The organism is Kitasatospora sp. NPDC024654 (genome assembly GCF_055559155.1).
In genome coordinates this window covers 23,380-38,838 of record NZ_JBVHLF010000003.1, presented here as the reverse complement: position 1 = coordinate 38,838, position 15,459 = coordinate 23,380, and the positions used below count along the sequence as shown (strand labels likewise).

Sequence of the window (15,459 nt, the reverse complement as noted above, 5' to 3'; positions counted from 1 at the left end):
ATCAGTCTCCCAGACCTGCGGTGCTTCGCCTCCCACCACCCTCGACCACTCCGCGCCAGGCGGCGGGCAGCGCCGCGGCGACCTCGCCGGCCGTGATGGGGGCACCGCCCCACGGCGGCGCGCTCGGCGGGTAGGACTGCTCGCCGCTCCGCTCCGGTTCCCACGGGTCGGTGACCAGGCGGCGGACCGGACCCGAGCCGGCGAAGACCCCGACGCCGCCGCCCGGTGACAGGGCCGGACGGTGCCGGACGGGCGCGGCCCGGCCCGGCTGGCCAGCGCTCTCGCCCGCCGCGGCCAGCCGACCGGCCAGTCCGTGCAGGTGGGCGGCGGCCGGTGCGGCGTCCCAGGGGTCCAGGCCGGCCGCCAGCAGCGCGCCGGCCAGGCCGGCGAGCACGTCCCCGCTGCCCGCGGTGGCGAGCCAGCCGGTGCCGGTCGAGTTCACCCGGACGGCCCCGTCCGGGCGGGCCACCACCGTGGTCGAGCCCTTCAGCAGCACCGTCGCGCCGTAACGGGCGGCCAGCTCGCGGGCGTACCGCAGCCGGGCCGCCGCGACCTGCTCCGCGGTCACCGCGCCGCCCAGCAGCCGGGCCGCCTCGCCGGTGTGCGGGGTGAGCAGGGTCGGCGCGCTGCGGCCGACCAGCGTGCCGGGTCCGCGCCGGGCCAGCTCGGTCAGCCCGTCCGCGTCCACCAGGACCGGCACCTCGGAGGCCAGCACGTCGGTCAGCGCGCCGGGGGCGTCGTCGCCGGAGCCCGGGCCGACCACCCAGGCCTGCACCCGGCCGGGGGTCAGCAGCACCTCGGGGTGGTGCCGCACCACCTCCTCACCCGGCCGGCCCTGGTAGCGGACGGCGCCGGCGCCGCCGTGCAGCGCGCCGGCCACCGCGAGCAGGGCCGCGCCCGGGTAGCGTTCGGAACCCGCGAGCAGCCCGAGCACACCGCGCCGGTACTTGTCGCTCTCCGCGCCGGGCCGTGGCAGCAGCGCGGCCACATCGGCGTGCTGCAGTGCCTGGACGGCGGCCGGCGGCGCGGTCATCCCGATCGGGACGAGCTGCACCACCCCGGCGTAGCCCGCGCCCGGGTCCACCAGCAGCCCGGGCTTGTACGTCCCCATGGTCACCGTCAGGTCGGCCCGCAGCGCCGCGCCCGGGACCTCTCCGGTGTCGGCGTCCACCCCGCTCGGCAGGTCCACCGCGACCAGCAGCCCGGTCCGTCCGGCGGACGCGTAGGGCTGCGCCGCGGGGCGCAGGCCGCCGCGCCCGCCGATGCCGACGATGCCGTCGAGAATGAGATCGGCGCGGCGGAAGTCGGCCAGGCCGACTTCCTGATCAGTGGTCACCTGACTGCCGGTGGCCCGCAGCGCGGCCAGCGCCGCCGGGTGCGCCTTGTCGGGGCTGAGCAGCACGGCGCTGACGGCGGCTCCGCGCCGGGCCAGCCGGGCACCGGCGAAGAGCGCGTCCCCGCCGTTGTCCCCGCTGCCGGCCAGCACCAGCACCCGGCTCCCGTAGACCCGGCCGCGTCGCTCCGTCAGCAACCGGGCGCAGCTGGCGGCGAGACCGGCCACCGCGCGGTCCATCAGCGGCTGCCCGGCCAACAGCGCCTCGGCGGCGCGAACCTCTTCGACGGTGTGTGCCTCACGCATACCTCGACGCTACCCCGCGCGAGGACGGCTAGCCTTCGGCGATCACCATCGCCGAGGCCACCCCGGCGTCGTGACTCAGCGAAAGGTGCCAGGACGACACGCCGAGCCGCTCGGCGCAGGCCGCCACCGTGCCGCGGATCGACAGGTGCGGTCGGCCGGCCGGATCCACCTGCACCTCGGCGTCGTGCCACTCCAGCCCGCTCGGCGCGCCCAGCGCCTTGGCCACCGCCTCCTTGGCGGCGAACCGCGCCGCCAGCGAGGCGATCCCGCGCCGCTGGCCCGAGGGCAGCAACAGCTCGTCCGGGGTGAAGAGGCGGTCGGCCAACGCCGGGGTCCGTTCCAGCGTGGCGGCGAAGCGGTCGATGGAGGCGACGTCGATACCCACTCCGATGATCATGGCGCCGACGATATACCGGTCCCCCGCGGCCGGGCCGCAGGGGACCGGGAACCTCCTACTCCACGGTGACCGACTTCGCCAGGTTGCGCGGCTGGTCCACCTCGTGCCCCTTGGCGGTGGCCAGCTCGCAGGCGAAGACCTGCAGCGGCACGGTGGACACCAGCGGCTGGAGCAGCGTGGGTGTCACCGGGATCCGGATCAGGTGGTCGGCGTACGGGACCACCGCCTCGTCGCCCTCCTCCGCGATCACGATGGTGCGGGCGCCACGGGCCCGGATCTCCTGGATGTTGGAGACGATCTTGTCGTGCAGCAGCGACCGCCCGCGCGGCGAGGGCACGACCACCACCACCGGCAGACCCTCCTCGATCAGCGCGATCGGACCGTGCTTCAGCTCGCCCGCCGCGAAGCCCTCGGCGTGCATGTACGCCAGCTCCTTGAGCTTGAGCGCGCCCTCCAGCGCCACCGGGAACCCGACGTGCCGGCCGAGGAAGAGCACCGAGCGGGCGCCGGCCAGCGAACGGGCCAGCTCGCGCACCGGCTCCATGGTCTCCAGCACCTGCTCGACCTGGCGCGGCGCGTCGGCCAGCTGCTGGATGACGGCGAGGATCTCGTCGCCCCACTTGGTGCCGCGCACCTGGCCGAGGTAGAGCGCGACCAGGTAGCAGGCGACCAGCTGGGTGAGGAACGCCTTGGTCGAGGCGACCGCGACCTCCGGCCCGGCGTGGGTGTACAGCACCGCGTCCGACTCGCGCGGGATGGTCGAGCCGTTGGTGTTGCAGATCGCCAGCACCCGCGCGCCCTGCTCCCGGGCGTGCCGCAGCGCCATCAGGGTGTCCATGGTCTCGCCCGACTGCGAGATCGCGATCACCAGCGTGCGGTCGTCCAGGATCGGGTCGCGGTAGCGGAACTCCGAGGCGACCTCCACCTCGCACGGGATCCGGGTCCAGTGCTCGATCGCGTACTTGGCGATCATGCCGGCGTGGAACGCGGTGCCGCAGGCCACCACGACGATCTTGTCGACCTCGCGCAGCACCGAGTCCGGGATCCGCACCTCGTCCAGGGTCAGTCGCCCGTCGGTGCCGATCCGGCCGAGCAGGGTGTCGGAGACCGCCTTCGGCTGCTCGGCGATCTCCTTGAGCATGAAGTAGTCGTAGCCGCCCTTCTCGGCGGCCGAGGCGTCCCAGTCCACGTGGTACTCGCGGACGGCGGCCGGCCGGCCGTGGAAGTCGGTCACGGTGACGGCGTCCGCGCGCAGCTCCACCACCTGGTCCTGGCCCAGCTCGACGGCCTCCCGGGTGTGCGCGATGAACGCGGCGACGTCCGAGGCGAGGAAGTTCTCGCCGGCCCCGCGGCCGACCACCAGCGGCGAGTTGCGGCGCGCCCCGACCACCACGCCGGGCGCGTCGGCGTGCACCGCGACCAGCGTGAAGGCGCCGTCCAGCTGGCGGCAGACCGCCCGCATGGCCTCGGCCAGGTCGCCCTGGTACGCCTCGGCCAGCAGGTGGGCGACCACCTCGGTGTCGGTCTCCGAGCGCAGCGTGTGGCCGCGCTCGGCGAGCTCGGCCCGGAGCTGGGCGAAGTTCTCGATGATGCCGTTGTGGACCACGGCCACCCGGTCGGCGTCGTCCAGGTGGGGGTGGGCGTTGGCGTCGGTGGGGCCGCCGTGGGTGGCCCAACGGGTGTGCCCGATGCCGGTGGTGCCGCCGGGGAGAGGGGTCTCGGCGAGCGACTTCTGAAGGTTGGCGAGCTTCCCGGCCCGCTTGTCGGTGGCGAGACTCCACTGCCCTGAGGAGTCCGCCGTCTGGATGGCCACGCCGGCCGAGTCGTATCCTCGGTACTCCAGCCGCTGCAGGCCGGCGATCACTACGTCGAGCGCGGGCTGCGCGCCCACATAACCAACGATTCCGCACATATGTGTCAGCATAAGGGCGGCTTGTTTTCGAAGAACGCGCACCGGGGCACCGTGCGTGACCGACGCCACACCATCCGCCCCTGCCGCGACGGCCCACAATGGACCATGTGCTGACCGAACTCTGTACCCGGGGCGCCGCCACGCCCGGACCGTCGCCGTCTCCGTACGTCGACCTGGACCGGTCCGAGTGGAGCGCCCTGCGCGACCGTACTCCGCTGCCGCTCAGCGCGGAGGAGGTGGAGCGGCTGCGCGGTCTCGGCACCGCGCTCGACCTCGACGAGGTGCGCGACGTCTACCTGCCGCTCTCCCGGCTGCTCAACCTCTACATCCACGCCACCCACGAGCTGCGCGGCACCCTCGGAACCTTCCTGGACACCCCGGACACCGAGCGCACCCGCACCCCGTTCATCATCGGCGTGGCCGGCTCGGTGGCGGTCGGCAAGTCCACCACCGCCCGCCTGTTGCAGGCCCTGCTGGCGCGCTGGCCCGAGCACCCCCGGGTCGAGCTGGTCACCACCGACGGTTTCCTGCTCCCCAACGCCGAGCTGCGCCGCCGCGGCCTGATGGCCCGCAAGGGCTTCCCGGAGTCCTACGACCGGCGCGCGCTGATGCGCTTCGTGGCCGACGTCAAGGCCGGCAAGCAGGAGGTCAGCGCCCCGGTCTACTCGCACCTGGTCTACGACATCGTGCCGGACCGGCGGCTGACCGTGCAGCGGCCGGACATCCTGATCGTCGAGGGCCTGAACGTGCTGCAGCCGGCGCTGCCCGGCACCGACGGCCGCACCCGCCTCGCGGTGGCCGACTACTTCGACTTCTCGATCTACGTCGACGCCCGCACCGACGACATCGAGAGCTGGTACCTCTCCCGCTTCAAGAAGCTGCGGGACACCGCCTTCCTGGACCCCAGCTCCTACTTCCGCCGGTTCACCGAGGTGCCGGAGGAGGAGGCGATGGAGTACGGCCGGCAGGTCTGGCGCACCATCAACAAGCCCAACCTGCTGGAGAACGTGCTGCCCACCCGCGGCCGGGCCACCCTGATCCTGCAGAAGGGCGCCGACCACAAGGTCCGTCGCGCCCTTCTGCGGAAGCTCTGAGCGGGTCTCAGCCCAGGTACGTGCGGACGGCCTCGGCCAGGCGCTCGGCGACCGCCTTCGCCTGCGCCTGGTCGGCGGCCTCGACCATCACCCGGACCAGCGGCTCGGTGCCGGACGGACGCAGCAACACCCGGCCGGTGGCGCCGAGTTCGGCCTCCGCCTCGGAGACGGCGGCGGTCAGCTCGGCGCAGCCGGCGACCCGGGTGCGATCCACACCCTTGACGTTGACCAGGACCTGCGGCAGCCGGGTCATCACCGCGGCGAGGTCGGCCAGCGGCTGCTTGGTGGCAGCCAGCCGGGCGCCGAGCATCAGACCGGTCAGCGTGCCGTCGCCGGTGGTCGCGTGGTCCAGCAGGATGACGTGGCCGGACTGCTCGCCGCCGAGCGCGTAGCCCTCCGCCTTCATCGCCTCGAGCACGTAGCGGTCACCGACCGCGGTCTGCACCAGCTCGATGCCCTCGCGCTCCATCGCCAGCTTGAAGCCCAGGTTGGACATCACGGTGGCGACCGCGGTGTTGCGGCGCAGCGTGCCGGCCTCGCGCATGGCGACCGCCAGGATGGCCAGGATCTGGTCGCCGTCCACCTCGTTGCCCTCGGCGTCGGCGGCCAGGCAGCGGTCCGCGTCGCCGTCCAGCGCCACGCCGAAGTCCGCCCGGTGCTCCAGCATCGCGGCCCGCAGCTGGTCCAGGTGGGTCGAACCGACGCCGTCGTTGATGTTCAGGCCGGTCGGCTCGGCACCCAGGGTGTAGACCACCTCGGCGCCGGCCCGGGCGAAGGCCTCCGGGGCGACCCGGGCCGCCGCGCCGTGCGCGCCGTCGATGACGACCTTGATCCCGTCCAGCCGGTTCGGCAGCACCGCGACCAGGTGGGCGACGTACTTGTCGAAGCCCTCGGTGTACTCGTGCACCCGGCCGACCGCCGCGCCGGTGGGCCGCTTCCAGTCCGCCGCGGTGCCGTTCGCGTAGCGCCGGTAGTGCGCCTCGATGGCGTCCTCGACCGCGTCGTCCAGCTTGTGGCCGCCGCGGGCCAGGAACTTGATCCCGTTGTCGGGCATGGCGTTGTGGCTCGCCGAGAGCATCACGCCGAAGTCGGCGCCGAGCGCGCCGGTGAGGTACGCGACCGCCGGGGTGGGCAGCACCCCGACCCGCAGGACGTCCACGCCGGCGCCGGCCAGCCCGGCGATCACCGCGGCCTCCAGGAACTCGCCGGAGGCCCGCGGGTCGCGCCCGACCACCGCGACCGGCCGATGGCCGGCGAACGCGCCGGCGTCGCCCAGCACGTGGGCGGCCGCCGTGGAGAGACCGAGAGCCAGTTCCGCGGTCAGGCCCTCATTGGCCACACCGCGGACGCCGTCCGTACCGAAGAGTCGTGCCACTGTCCCGTCCTTCGTTGCTCGTCACCGGGCAGGGCGTTGTGGTCCGCCCTGGTCGGCGGGGAGGACTCCCTGGCCGCCTGACCGGTCCAGGGAGCACGACGCCCCGGGGCACACGAAGTGCTCCGGGGCGTACGAGTCCCACCTGCGGGGTGCGCACCAAGGGCGGTACGCACCCCGGGGCGCGACTAGCGCTTGCTGTACTGCGGGGCCTTACGGGCCTTCTTCAGACCGGCCTTCTTGCGCTCGACGGCGCGGGCGTCACGGGTCAGGAAGCCGGCCTTCTTGAGGGCGCCGCGGTTGTTGTCCACGTCGGCCTCGTTCAGGGCGCGGGCCACGCCGAGGCGCAGCGCGTAGGCCTGACCCGACACGCCGCCACCCGCGATGCGGGCCACGACGTCGTAACGGCCGTCCAGCTCGAGGAGCTTGAAGGGCTCGTTCACGGTCTGCTGGTGCACCTTGTTGGGGAAGTAGTTCTCCAGGGTGCGGCCGTTGATCTTCCACTTGCCGGTGCCCGGGACGATCCGCACGCGGGCGATCGCCTCCTTGCGACGGCCGAGGCCGGCGCCGGGGACGGCCTCGCCGAAGCGGCCGGCCAGCGACTCGCTGGTGTACTCGGAGGTCTCGCCCTCGGACGTGTACTCGGTCACGTCCTCGTCGAAGTCGACCTCAAGGGTGGTCTCAATGGCAGTCTCGGCCACGGTGTTCCTCAGCTCTGTTCAGTGATGGGGTTGGGTGGCCGGAATTACTGCGCGACCTGGGAGATCTCGAACGGCACCGGCTGCTGGGCAGCGTGCGGGTGCTGGTCGCCCGAGTAGACCTTCAGCTTCGAGAGCATCTGGCGGCCCAGGCTGTTCTTCGGGATCATGCCCTTGATGGCCTTCTCGACGGCCTTCTCCGGGTTCTTGTCCAGGAGGTCGTCGTAGCGGACCGAGCGGAGACCGCCCGGGAAACCGCTGTGGCGGTAGGCCAGCTTCTGGGTCTTCTTGTTACCCGAAAGGTGCACCTTGTCCGCGTTGATGATGATGACGAAGTCACCAGTGTCAACGTGCGGCGCGTAGATCGCCTTGTGCTTGCCCCGGAGGAGGTTGGCGGCCTGGGAGGCCAGGCGGCCGAGCACGACGTCGGTCGCGTCGATGACGTGCCACTGACGCTGGACGTCGCCGGGCTTGGGGCTGTACGTACGCACGGTCGTAGCCTTCGCTTTTCAGTGAGTGAGTCCTGACAGGAGCACCCGGACGAGGAGATCAGCCTGGATCCGCTTGGACGCAATTCAAGAGGAGCCGCTGGTCATCGGCCTGGTATCTCCGGCGTACCGACCTCTCACGTGAGATGGAGCGAGCCAATACGCACAACAAGTGCCCAGCCTACCGGGCAGGTCCGTACGGGTCAAAAACGGTCGCCGTCAAACCGGTCACCGGTCACGCTGGACCCGCTTCTCGTCCCAGACCGGCTCCGGCGACTCGTAGACCCGGCCGTCCGCGCCGAAGACCAGGAAGCGGTCGAAGGTGCGGGCGAACCAGCGGTCGTGGGTCACGCAGAGCACCGTGCCCTCGAAGGCCTCCAGCCCCTCCTGCAGCGCCTCGGCGCTCTCCAGGTCCAGGTTGTCGGTGGGCTCGTCGAGCAGCAGCGCGGTGGTGCCGGACAGCTCGAGTTTGAGGATCATCAGCCTGGCCTGCTGACCGCCGGAGAGCGACTCGAAGCGCTGCTCCTCCTGCCGGTCCAGCTCGTAGCGGCGCAGCGCGCCCATCGCGGCCTTGCGGTCGAGGGCGTGCTCCTCCTCGATGATCGAGCGGACGGTCCGGCCGAACAGCTCGGGGTGCGCGTGGGTCTGCCGGAAGTGGCCGGGCACCACCCGGGCGCCCAGCTTCCAGCTGCCGGTGTGCGCGACCGACTCGTCACCGGCCAGCAGCCGCAGGAAGTGCGACTTGCCGGAGCCGTTGGAGCCCAGCACGGCCACCCGCTCGCCGTAGTAGACCTCCAGGTCGAAGGGCTGCATCAGCCCGCTGAGCTCCAGCTTCTCCAGGGTGACCGCCCGCACGCCGGTGCGGCCGCCCTTGAGCCGCATGGTGATGTTCTGCTCGCGCGGCGGTGCCTCCGGGCGGCCCACCTCCTCGAACTTCTTCAGCCGGGTCTGCGCGGCGGCGTAGCGAGAGGCCATGTCGTGGCTGACCGCGGCCGCCTGGCGCAGGGTGACCACCAGCTTCTTCAGCTTGGCGTGCTCCTCGTCCCAGCGGCGGCCGAGCTCCTCGAAGCGCTCGAAGCGCTCCTTGCGGGCGGCGTGGAACGAGTCGAAGCCGCTGCCGTGCACCCAGACGCTGCTGCCGGTGACGCCGGTCTCGACGCTGATGATCTTCTCGGCGGTCCGGGAGAGCAGCTCACGGTCGTGCGAGATGAAGAGCACGGTCTTCGGGGTGGCCTTGATGGCCTCCTCCAGCCAGCGCTTGCCCGGGACGTCCAGGTAGTTGTCCGGCTCGTCCAGCAGCAGGACCTCCTCCGGGCCGCGCAGCAGCGCCTCCAGCACCAGGCGCTTCTGCTCGCCGCCGGAGAGGGTGTTCAGCCCGCGCCACTGGGCCCGGTCGAAGGGCATCCCGAGCGCGGCCGTGGCGCAGACGTCCCAGATCGTCTCGTACTCGTAGCCGCCGGCGTCGGCCCAGTCGGCGAGCGCCTGGGCGTAGGCCATCTGGGTCTTCTCGTCGTCCTGGGCCAGCATGGCCAGCTCGGCGGCGTCCACCGCGCGGGCCGCGGTGGCGATCCGGGCCGGCGCGACGGAGACCAGCAGGTCGCGGACCGAGGCGTCGGCGGGCAGCGCGCCGGGCGTCGCCTTCTGGTCCTCCCGGCCGGTGGTCCCGACGAACTGGCGCATCACGCCCAGGCCGCCGCTGACCGTCACGGTGCCGCCGTGCGGCTGGGTGTCACCGGCGATCATGCGCAGCAGGGTGGTCTTGCCCGCGCCGTTGGCGCCGACCAGCGCGACCGCGGCGCCCTCGCCGACCCGGAAGGACGCGTCGTCGAAAAGCACCCGCCCGTCCGGCAGGTAGTACTCCAGATGTGAAATCTCGACGTGTCCCATGGCTCGGAATTGTGCTACGCCCGCGCCATCAGGCCCAAACGGATTACGACTGGCCCGGCAACGTGCGCATCCGACGGGCCGCCCGGTTGCGCTCGGCCAGCTGGTCGTCCGGCGGGTAGCCGACCTCCTCCAGCGTCAGCCCGTACGGCCGGACCACGTTGACGGCACTGTTGCGCACCCGGCCGGCCAGCACCTGACCGGGGAACTCCACCGGCCGGTGGCCGTCGCCGACCAGCAGCATCGCGCCGACCAGGGCCCGCACCATGTTGTGGCAGAAGGCGTCCGCGCGGACCGTGGCCACCGCCAGCGGCCCGGCCACCCCCGCGGTGTGGTGGTCCGCGGCGACCCGCTCCCAGTGCAGGTCGAGCAGGGTGCGGATGGTGGTGGCGCCCTCGCGCTTCTTGCAGTACGCGGCGAAGTCGTGCTCGCCGAGCAGCAGCCGGGCCGCCTCGTTCATCTTCTCGATGTCCAGCGGCCGGTCGTGCCAGAGCACGTGGCCGCGGAGCAGCGGGTCCACCCCGCCCGGGTGGTCGGCCACCCGGTAGGCGTACCGGCGCCAGATCGCGGCGAATCGGGCGTCGAAGCCCGCCGGCGCCTCGGTCATCCGGTAGACCCGGACGTCGCCGGGCAGTCGGCCGGCCAGCCGGCGCAGCAGCTTCTCGCCGTGCGCGGCCCACAGCTCGACCGGCAGGTCCACGTGCGCCACCTGGCCGCGGGCGTGCACCCCGGCGTCGGTCCGGCCGGCCACCGTGAGGTCGTAGCCCTGCTCGCTGCGGGTGACGATCCGCAGCGCGTCCTCGATCTCGCCCTGCACGGTCCGCCGCCCGGGCTGGCGGGCCCAGCCGGAGAAGTCGGCTCCGTGGTAGGCCAGGTCGAGCCGGATCCGGACGGTCCCGTCGGCGGGCCCCTCCTGCTGCTGCGGCGGCTGCTCGCAATCCTTCAGCACGTGCGTTGACTCCAGGGAATCGTTGACTCCGGGGGTATCTCCGGGCAATGAGGAACGGGCCCGCCCCCCGGAGGGAAGCGGGCCCGAGCTGCACCTAAAGGTGTCAGGCGTTCTCGACCTCGGTGGTCTCGTCAGCCTTGGGGGCCTCGGCGGCAGCGCTCTCGGCGGCCTCCTTCGAGGCGCGCTTGGTGGCGGCCTCGGCCTCGCCGACGGCGGTCTGCGCGACGGTCAGCGCCTCGACCAGCTCGATCACGGCCATCGGGGCGTTGTCGCCACGACGGGTGCCGATCTTGGTGATGCGGGTGTAGCCACCCGGGCGGTTCTCGTAGCGCGGCGCGATCTCGGTGAAGAGGGTGTGCAGCACCGAGACGTCGGTGATGGTCTTGCGGACCAGGCGACGGTTGTGGATGTCGCCCTTCTTGGCCTTGGTGATCAGCTTCTCCGCCAGCGGGCGCAGGCGGCGGGCCTTGGCCTCGGTGGTGGTGATGCGGCCGTACTGGAACAGCTCACGGGCCAGACCGGCGAGCAGCAGCGGCTCGTGGTGCGGGCCACCGCCGAGGCGGGCACCCTTGGTGGGACGCGGCATGGATGACTCCTTGAATCTCCGACTACGGCCGTATCAGGTACCGCGGCGGGCGGCCGGGCACGGTTGCCCGGACGACTTTCGGTGCATTTCTGCATTGAAGCGGGGGCGACCCACGAGGAGTCGCCCCCGCCACAAACTCTTAGTACTGCTCGGTCTCCGCGTAACCCGCGTCGTCCAGGTCGTCGGCGCCGAAGGCGTCGGCGGCAGCGGTCGGGTCGAACCCGGGCGGGCTGTCCTTGAGGGCCAGGCCCATGCCGGCCAGCTTCGCCTTGACCTCGTCGATCGACTTCGCACCGAAGTTGCGGATGTCGAGCAGATCGGCCTCGGAGCGGGCGACCAGCTCACCCACGGTGTGGATGCCCTCGCGCTTGAGGCAGTTGTACGACCGAACGGTGAGCTCCAGCTCCTCGATCGGCAGCGCCAGGTCGGCGGCCAAGGCGGCGTCCGTGGGGGACGGGCCCATGTCGATGCCCTCGGCGTCGATGTTCAGCTCGCGGGCGAGACCGAACAACTCCACCAGGGTCTTGCCGGCCGAGGCCATGGCGTCCCGCGGACGCATGGCGGGCTTGGTCTCGACGTCAACGATCAGCTTGTCGAAGTCGGTCCGCTGCTCGACACGGGTGGCCTCGACCTTGTAGGTGACCTTCAGCACCGGGCTGTAGATCGAGTCGACCGGGATCCGGCCGATCTCCTGGCCGGAGGCCTTGTTCTGCACGGCGGAGACGTAGCCGCGACCGCGCTCGACGGTCAGCTCCATCTCCAACTTGCCCTTGCCGTTCAGCGTGGCGAGGACCAGCTCGGGGTTGTGCACCTCGACACCGGCCGGCGGCGCGATGTCGGCGGCGGTGACCACACCCGGGCCCTGCTTGCGCAGGTACATCACGACCGGCTCGTCGTGCTCCGAGGAGACGACCAGCTGCTTGATGTTGAGGATGAGGTCGGTGACGTCCTCCTTGACGCCCGGCACGGTGGTGAACTCGTGCAGGACGCCGTCGATGCGGATGCTGGTGACAGCGGCACCCGGGATCGAGGAGAGCAGCGTGCGGCGGAGAGAGTTGCCGAGGGTGTAGCCGAAGCCCGGCTCCAGCGGCTCGATGACGAACCGCGAGCGGTATTCGTCGACAACCTCTTCGGTCAGCGAAGGACGCTGAGCGATCAGCATGGTTCTGGATCCTCCAGTTGTCTTCGGCACCCACTATTTGATGCCGACAGGACCAAGCGTACGGGGTCCCGTGGGAAACGGGACCCCGTAGCAGGTTCAAAGCACTGCGGAAACGCCCAGCGCGTCAGACGCGGCGACGCTTCGGCGGACGGCAGCCGTTGTGCGGGGTGGGGGTGACGTCCTGGATCGAGCCCACCTCCAGGCCGGTGGCCTGGAGCGAGCGGATCGCGGTCTCGCGGCCGGAGCCCGGACCCTTCACGAAGACGTCGACCTTGCGCATGCCGTGCTCCTGCGCGCGACGGGCAGCGGCCTCGGCGGCCATCTGCGCGGCGAACGGGGTGGACTTGCGCGAGCCCTTGAAGCCGACGTGACCGGCGGAGGCCCAGGAGATCACGTTGCCCGCGGGGTCGGTGATCGAGACGATCGTGTTGTTGAACGTGCTCTTGATGTGCGCGTGGCCGTGAGCGACGTTCTTCTTTTCCTTGCGGCGGATCTTCTTCGCGCCGGCAGCCTGACGACCCTTGGGGGGCATAAGTCTGTTTCTCCTACTGAGGTGGTCGGTCCGCTAACCCGCGGGCCGGAGGGATGTCCGGTTAACGGGCGGACTACTTCTTGCCCGGCTTCTTCTTGCCGGCAATCGCGCGACGCGGGCCCTTGCGGGTACGCGCGTTGGTGTGGGTGCGCTGACCGCGGACGGGCAGGCCGCGGCGGTGACGCAGACCCTCGTAGCAGCCGATCTCGACCTTGCGGCGGATGTCGGCGGCCACCTCACGGCGGAGGTCACCCTCGACCGTGTAGTTGGCGTCGATCCACTGCGCCAGCTTGACGAGGTCTTCCTCGGAGATGTCGCGAACGCGGATGTCGGGGTTCACGCCCGTCTCGGCCAGCGACTGCTGGGCGCGGGTACGACCGATGCCGTAGACGTACGTGAGGGCGATCTCGATCCGCTTCTCGCGGGGGAGATCAACGCCGGCGAGGCGTGCCATTCATGGCTCCTGTGGTTCTTCAGAGGTCTTACGAGTCGCCTACTCGGAAGCATCCCTCGGCCCTGCGGACCTCGGAGAGATGAGAGCCCCGGCCTCTGACCGGGGGTGGCAGTCCTGCCGTGCGGCAGGATCGGGCGGCCCGTGTATGACGTTGTGCGCGTCGCGCGAAGTACTACGAGAAATGCGGAGAGATCAGCCCTGGCGCTGCTTGTGGCGCAGGTTGTCGCAGATCACCATGACCCGGCCGTGGCGGCGGATCACCTTGCACTTGTCGCAGATCTTCTTGACGCTCGGCTTGACCTTCATGGTTCAGGTTCTCCGGGTCTAGATCTGACGGTGGAACTACTTGTAGCGGTAGACGATCCGACCACGAGTCAGGTCGTAGGGGCTGAGCTCAACGACCACCCGGTCGTCCGGGAGGATACGGATGTAGTGCATCCGCATCTTGCCGCTGATGTGCGCGAGGACCTTGTGACCGTTCTGAAGCTCGACCTTGAACATGGCGTTCGGAAGAGACTCGATCACGGTGCCCTCGATCTCAATGGCGCCTTGCTTCTTTGCCATGAACTACGAGATCCACCTTCCGGGACCGGCTACCGTATGCGGCACGCTCGTGCGAACCTGGGTCCACCCCAACCCGGCGGGAAGAGGGCGTGCCGAAGCACGCTACGAGTGAGCCGACGGTCCATCGTACGTTAGGCCCCGGCCCCACACCAAACCGGGGGGCCAGGTGCACCAACCCGGGCTCAGCGCTGCGCGCCGATCCGATCCTGGACCAGCACCGCGGTGCAGGCCGGGCAGCGGCTGGCGGCCTCCGGGATCTCGGTGAGGCACTCCGGGCACGGGCGCTTGACGACCTTCGCCTTCGGCGGCAGGTACCGGGCGGTGGCCTTGGTGACCGGCAGCACCACGCAGAAGTAGAGCACCGCGGCGGTCAGCAGGAAGGCGATCAGGTCGTTGAGGAACTGCCCGTAGGGGAACGTGACGTGGTGCACGGTGAACTGGTCGGCGCTGAAGTCGCCGGCCGCCCCGACCACCAGGCCCACCAGCGGGGTCAGGAACGCCTTCACGAAGCCGTTCACCACCCCGGTGAAGGCCGCACCGATGACGACACCGACCGCCATGTCGACGACGTTGCCGCGCATCATGAAGTCGCGGAACCCCTTGAGCACCCGTTCTCTCCTCTATGTCCGATACGTCCCCCGAGGGAGAAACGATACCGGTTCAGCCGAGCGGGTCCGGCGCGGCCGTGACGCCCAGCGCCGCCAGCTGGGCCTTGCCCCCGTCGAAGGCGGTCAGCACCAGCGGGCCCTGCTCGGTGACGGCGACCGAGTGCTCCCAGTGCGCGGCCCAGGTCCCGTCGTTGGTGACGACCGTCCAGTCGTCCTCCAGCACGCTGGTGTGCGGCGTGCCCAGCGAGACCATCGGCTCGATCGCCAGCACGGTGCCGGGGATCAACTTGGGGCCCTTGCCGCGACCACGCTCGACGTAGTTCAGCACGTGCGGCTCCATGTGCATCGCGGTGCCGATGCCGTGGCCGCCGTAGCCCTCGGTGATGCCCCACTTGCCCTTGGGTGGCAGCGGCTGGCGGCGGATGAAGCCCTCGATCGCCTTGGAGACGTCGACCAGCCGGTTGCCCTTCTTCATCTGGGCGATGCCGGCCCACATCGAGCCCTCGGTGACCTTGCTGAGCATCGCGACCTCCGGGCGGACCTCGCCGACCGGCACGGTGATCGCCGCGTCGCCGTGCCAGCCGTCCACGATCGCACCGCAGTCGATCGAGATGACGTCGCCCTCCAGCAGCACCCGGTCGCCCGGGATGCCGTGCACCACCTCGTTGTTGACCGAGGCGCAGATCACCCCGGGGAACCACAGACCACCGTGGTGGGCGCGGAAGTTGGAGGTGGCGCCGTGATCGGCGATCACCTTCGCCGCGATGTCGTTGAGCTCCTGGGTGCTCACGCCCGGGGCGACCGCCTCGCGGCAGGCCTTGAGCGCCTCCGCGACGACCAGGCCGGCCACCCGCATCTTCGCGATCTGCTCGGGGGTCTTGATCTCCACCATCTGGCCAAGCCTTTCGTCCGTGTGCCGCCCGGTCCTTGCCGGCCGGCCCTTCGCTGAAACCACCGTACGACGCCGCACGGGCGCGGGGGGGGGGGGGGGGGGGGGGGGGGGGGGGGGGGGGGGGGGGGGGGGGGGGGGGGGGGGGGTGTGGGGGGTGGGGGGGTGGGGTGTGGTGGTGGACGGGAAGCGTGGGCGGGTTGGGCGACTGAGCTGTGGAGGAGAGGAGAG

Annotated in this window: 17 protein-coding genes; 1 reads left to right on the top strand and 16 read right to left on the bottom strand. The window is 71.2% G+C overall.

Annotated elements, in window-relative coordinates; translation table 11 throughout:
* Window position 1 precedes the first annotated feature (1 nt).
* Genes ACZ38L_RS02620 through glmS form a run of 3 tightly spaced genes read right to left on the bottom strand, consistent with a single transcriptional unit; the run spans window position 2 to window position 3,948 of the window.
* Entirely contained in the window at window positions 2–1,639 is a 1,638-nt protein-coding gene (locus ACZ38L_RS02620; protein ID WP_465688497.1) for an NAD(P)H-hydrate dehydratase, read from the bottom strand.
* Window positions 1,640–1,667: 28 nt separating this feature from the next.
* Entirely contained in the window at window positions 1,668–2,036 is a 369-nt protein-coding gene (locus ACZ38L_RS02615; RefSeq protein WP_465688495.1) for a holo-ACP synthase, read from the bottom strand.
* Between the two features lie 55 nt (window positions 2,037–2,091).
* Window positions 2,092–3,948, bottom strand: a complete 1,857-nt coding sequence (glmS, locus tag ACZ38L_RS02610) for a glutamine--fructose-6-phosphate transaminase (isomerizing) (protein ID WP_465688493.1) — start codon at window positions 3,946–3,948, stop codon at window positions 2,092–2,094.
* A 98-nt stretch (window positions 3,949–4,046) separates the two neighbouring features.
* Between glmS and coaA the strand changes: the two genes are divergently transcribed.
* Window positions 4,047–5,042 (top strand): type I pantothenate kinase, encoded by a 996-nt coding sequence (coaA, locus tag ACZ38L_RS02605; RefSeq protein WP_465688491.1) that lies wholly within the window; start codon window positions 4,047–4,049, stop codon window positions 5,040–5,042.
* Window positions 5,043–5,049: 7 nt separating this feature from the next.
* Here coaA and glmM read toward each other — a convergent pair whose 3' ends face one another.
* The 13 genes from glmM to map all read right to left on the bottom strand — a co-directional run bounded on the left by glmM (window position 5,050) and on the right by map (window position 15,231).
* Window positions 5,050–6,417, bottom strand: coding sequence for a phosphoglucosamine mutase (gene glmM / locus ACZ38L_RS02600; RefSeq protein WP_396555429.1), 1,368 nt, complete (start codon window positions 6,415–6,417; stop codon window positions 5,050–5,052).
* A 185-nt stretch (window positions 6,418–6,602) separates the two neighbouring features.
* A complete protein-coding gene (gene rpsI / locus ACZ38L_RS02595; RefSeq protein ID WP_396555431.1) occupies window positions 6,603–7,115 on the bottom strand; it encodes a 30S ribosomal protein S9 in 513 nt (170 codons plus the stop codon).
* A 44-nt stretch (window positions 7,116–7,159) separates the two neighbouring features.
* Entirely contained in the window at window positions 7,160–7,603 is a 444-nt protein-coding gene (rplM, locus tag ACZ38L_RS02590; RefSeq protein ID WP_396555433.1) for a 50S ribosomal protein L13, read from the bottom strand.
* A 225-nt stretch (window positions 7,604–7,828) separates the two neighbouring features.
* The gene (locus ACZ38L_RS02585) at window positions 7,829–9,487 is read right to left on the bottom strand and encodes an ABC-F family ATP-binding cassette domain-containing protein (RefSeq protein ID WP_465688488.1); all 1,659 of its coding nucleotides are present in this window, start codon (window positions 9,485–9,487) and stop codon (window positions 7,829–7,831) included.
* A gap of 43 nt (window positions 9,488–9,530) precedes the next feature.
* A complete protein-coding gene (truA, locus tag ACZ38L_RS02580) occupies window positions 9,531–10,430 on the bottom strand; it encodes a tRNA pseudouridine(38-40) synthase TruA (protein WP_465688767.1) in 900 nt (299 codons plus the stop codon).
* Window positions 10,431–10,536: 106 nt separating this feature from the next.
* Window positions 10,537–11,019 (bottom strand): 50S ribosomal protein L17, encoded by a 483-nt coding sequence (gene rplQ, locus ACZ38L_RS02575; RefSeq protein WP_465688486.1) that lies wholly within the window; start codon window positions 11,017–11,019, stop codon window positions 10,537–10,539.
* 139 nt (window positions 11,020–11,158) lie between these two features.
* Window positions 11,159–12,181, bottom strand: coding sequence for a DNA-directed RNA polymerase subunit alpha (locus ACZ38L_RS02570; protein WP_035848201.1), 1,023 nt, complete (start codon window positions 12,179–12,181; stop codon window positions 11,159–11,161).
* A gap of 124 nt (window positions 12,182–12,305) precedes the next feature.
* A complete protein-coding gene (rpsK, locus tag ACZ38L_RS02565) occupies window positions 12,306–12,713 on the bottom strand; it encodes a 30S ribosomal protein S11 (protein ID WP_030232513.1) in 408 nt (135 codons plus the stop codon).
* Window positions 12,714–12,786: 73 nt separating this feature from the next.
* Window positions 12,787–13,167, bottom strand: coding sequence for a 30S ribosomal protein S13 (gene rpsM / locus ACZ38L_RS02560; RefSeq protein ID WP_035800870.1), 381 nt, complete (start codon window positions 13,165–13,167; stop codon window positions 12,787–12,789).
* A 192-nt stretch (window positions 13,168–13,359) separates the two neighbouring features.
* Window positions 13,360–13,473 carry a 50S ribosomal protein L36 gene (gene rpmJ, locus ACZ38L_RS02555; RefSeq protein ID WP_003956441.1) on the bottom strand — a complete coding sequence of 38 codons (114 nt, stop codon included), beginning with the start codon at window positions 13,471–13,473 and terminating at the stop codon, window positions 13,360–13,362.
* Window positions 13,474–13,509: 36 nt separating this feature from the next.
* Complete coding sequence (gene infA, locus ACZ38L_RS02550; RefSeq protein ID WP_003956442.1) at window positions 13,510–13,731, bottom strand: translation initiation factor IF-1; 222 nt, start codon at window positions 13,729–13,731, stop codon at window positions 13,510–13,512.
* A 182-nt stretch (window positions 13,732–13,913) separates the two neighbouring features.
* Window positions 13,914–14,339 carry a large conductance mechanosensitive channel protein MscL gene (gene mscL / locus ACZ38L_RS02545; protein WP_465688483.1) on the bottom strand — a complete coding sequence of 142 codons (426 nt, stop codon included), beginning with the start codon at window positions 14,337–14,339 and terminating at the stop codon, window positions 13,914–13,916.
* Between the two features lie 52 nt (window positions 14,340–14,391).
* On the bottom strand, window positions 14,392–15,231 hold the full coding sequence (map, locus tag ACZ38L_RS02540; protein ID WP_396555441.1) for a type I methionyl aminopeptidase: 840 nt from the start codon (window positions 15,229–15,231) through the stop codon (window positions 14,392–14,394).
* Between the last annotated feature and the right edge of the window lie 228 nt (window positions 15,232–15,459).

What these genes read in the sequence shown, in the direction of transcription:
- rpmJ (WP_003956441.1), bottom strand. Translation starts at nt 13,473, where the DNA reads ATGAAGGTCAAGCCGAGCGTCAAGAAGATCTGCGACAAGTGCAAGGTG.
- ACZ38L_RS02570 (WP_035848201.1), bottom strand. Translation starts at nt 12,181, where the DNA reads ATGCTGATCGCTCAGCGTCCTTCGCTGACCGAAGAGGTTGTCGACGAA.
- rpsM (WP_035800870.1), bottom strand. Translation starts at nt 13,167, where the DNA reads ATGGCACGCCTCGCCGGCGTTGATCTCCCCCGCGAGAAGCGGATCGAG.
- glmS (WP_465688493.1), bottom strand. Translation starts at nt 3,948, where the DNA reads ATGTGCGGAATCGTTGGTTATGTGGGCGCGCAGCCCGCGCTCGACGTA.
- coaA (WP_465688491.1), top strand. Translation starts at nt 4,047, where the DNA reads ATGGACCATGTGCTGACCGAACTCTGTACCCGGGGCGCCGCCACGCCC.
- ACZ38L_RS02620 (WP_465688497.1), bottom strand. Translation starts at nt 1,639, where the DNA reads ATGCGTGAGGCACACACCGTCGAAGAGGTTCGCGCCGCCGAGGCGCTG.
- ACZ38L_RS02615 (WP_465688495.1), bottom strand. Translation starts at nt 2,036, where the DNA reads ATGATCATCGGAGTGGGTATCGACGTCGCCTCCATCGACCGCTTCGCC.
- map (WP_396555441.1), bottom strand. Translation starts at nt 15,231, where the DNA reads ATGGTGGAGATCAAGACCCCCGAGCAGATCGCGAAGATGCGGGTGGCC.
- ACZ38L_RS02585 (WP_465688488.1), bottom strand. Translation starts at nt 9,487, where the DNA reads ATGGGACACGTCGAGATTTCACATCTGGAGTACTACCTGCCGGACGGG.
- rplQ (WP_465688486.1), bottom strand. Translation starts at nt 11,019, where the DNA reads ATGCCGCGTCCCACCAAGGGTGCCCGCCTCGGCGGTGGCCCGCACCAC.
- rpsK (WP_030232513.1), bottom strand. Translation starts at nt 12,713, where the DNA reads ATGCCCCCCAAGGGTCGTCAGGCTGCCGGCGCGAAGAAGATCCGCCGC.
- infA (WP_003956442.1), bottom strand. Translation starts at nt 13,731, where the DNA reads ATGGCAAAGAAGCAAGGCGCCATTGAGATCGAGGGCACCGTGATCGAG.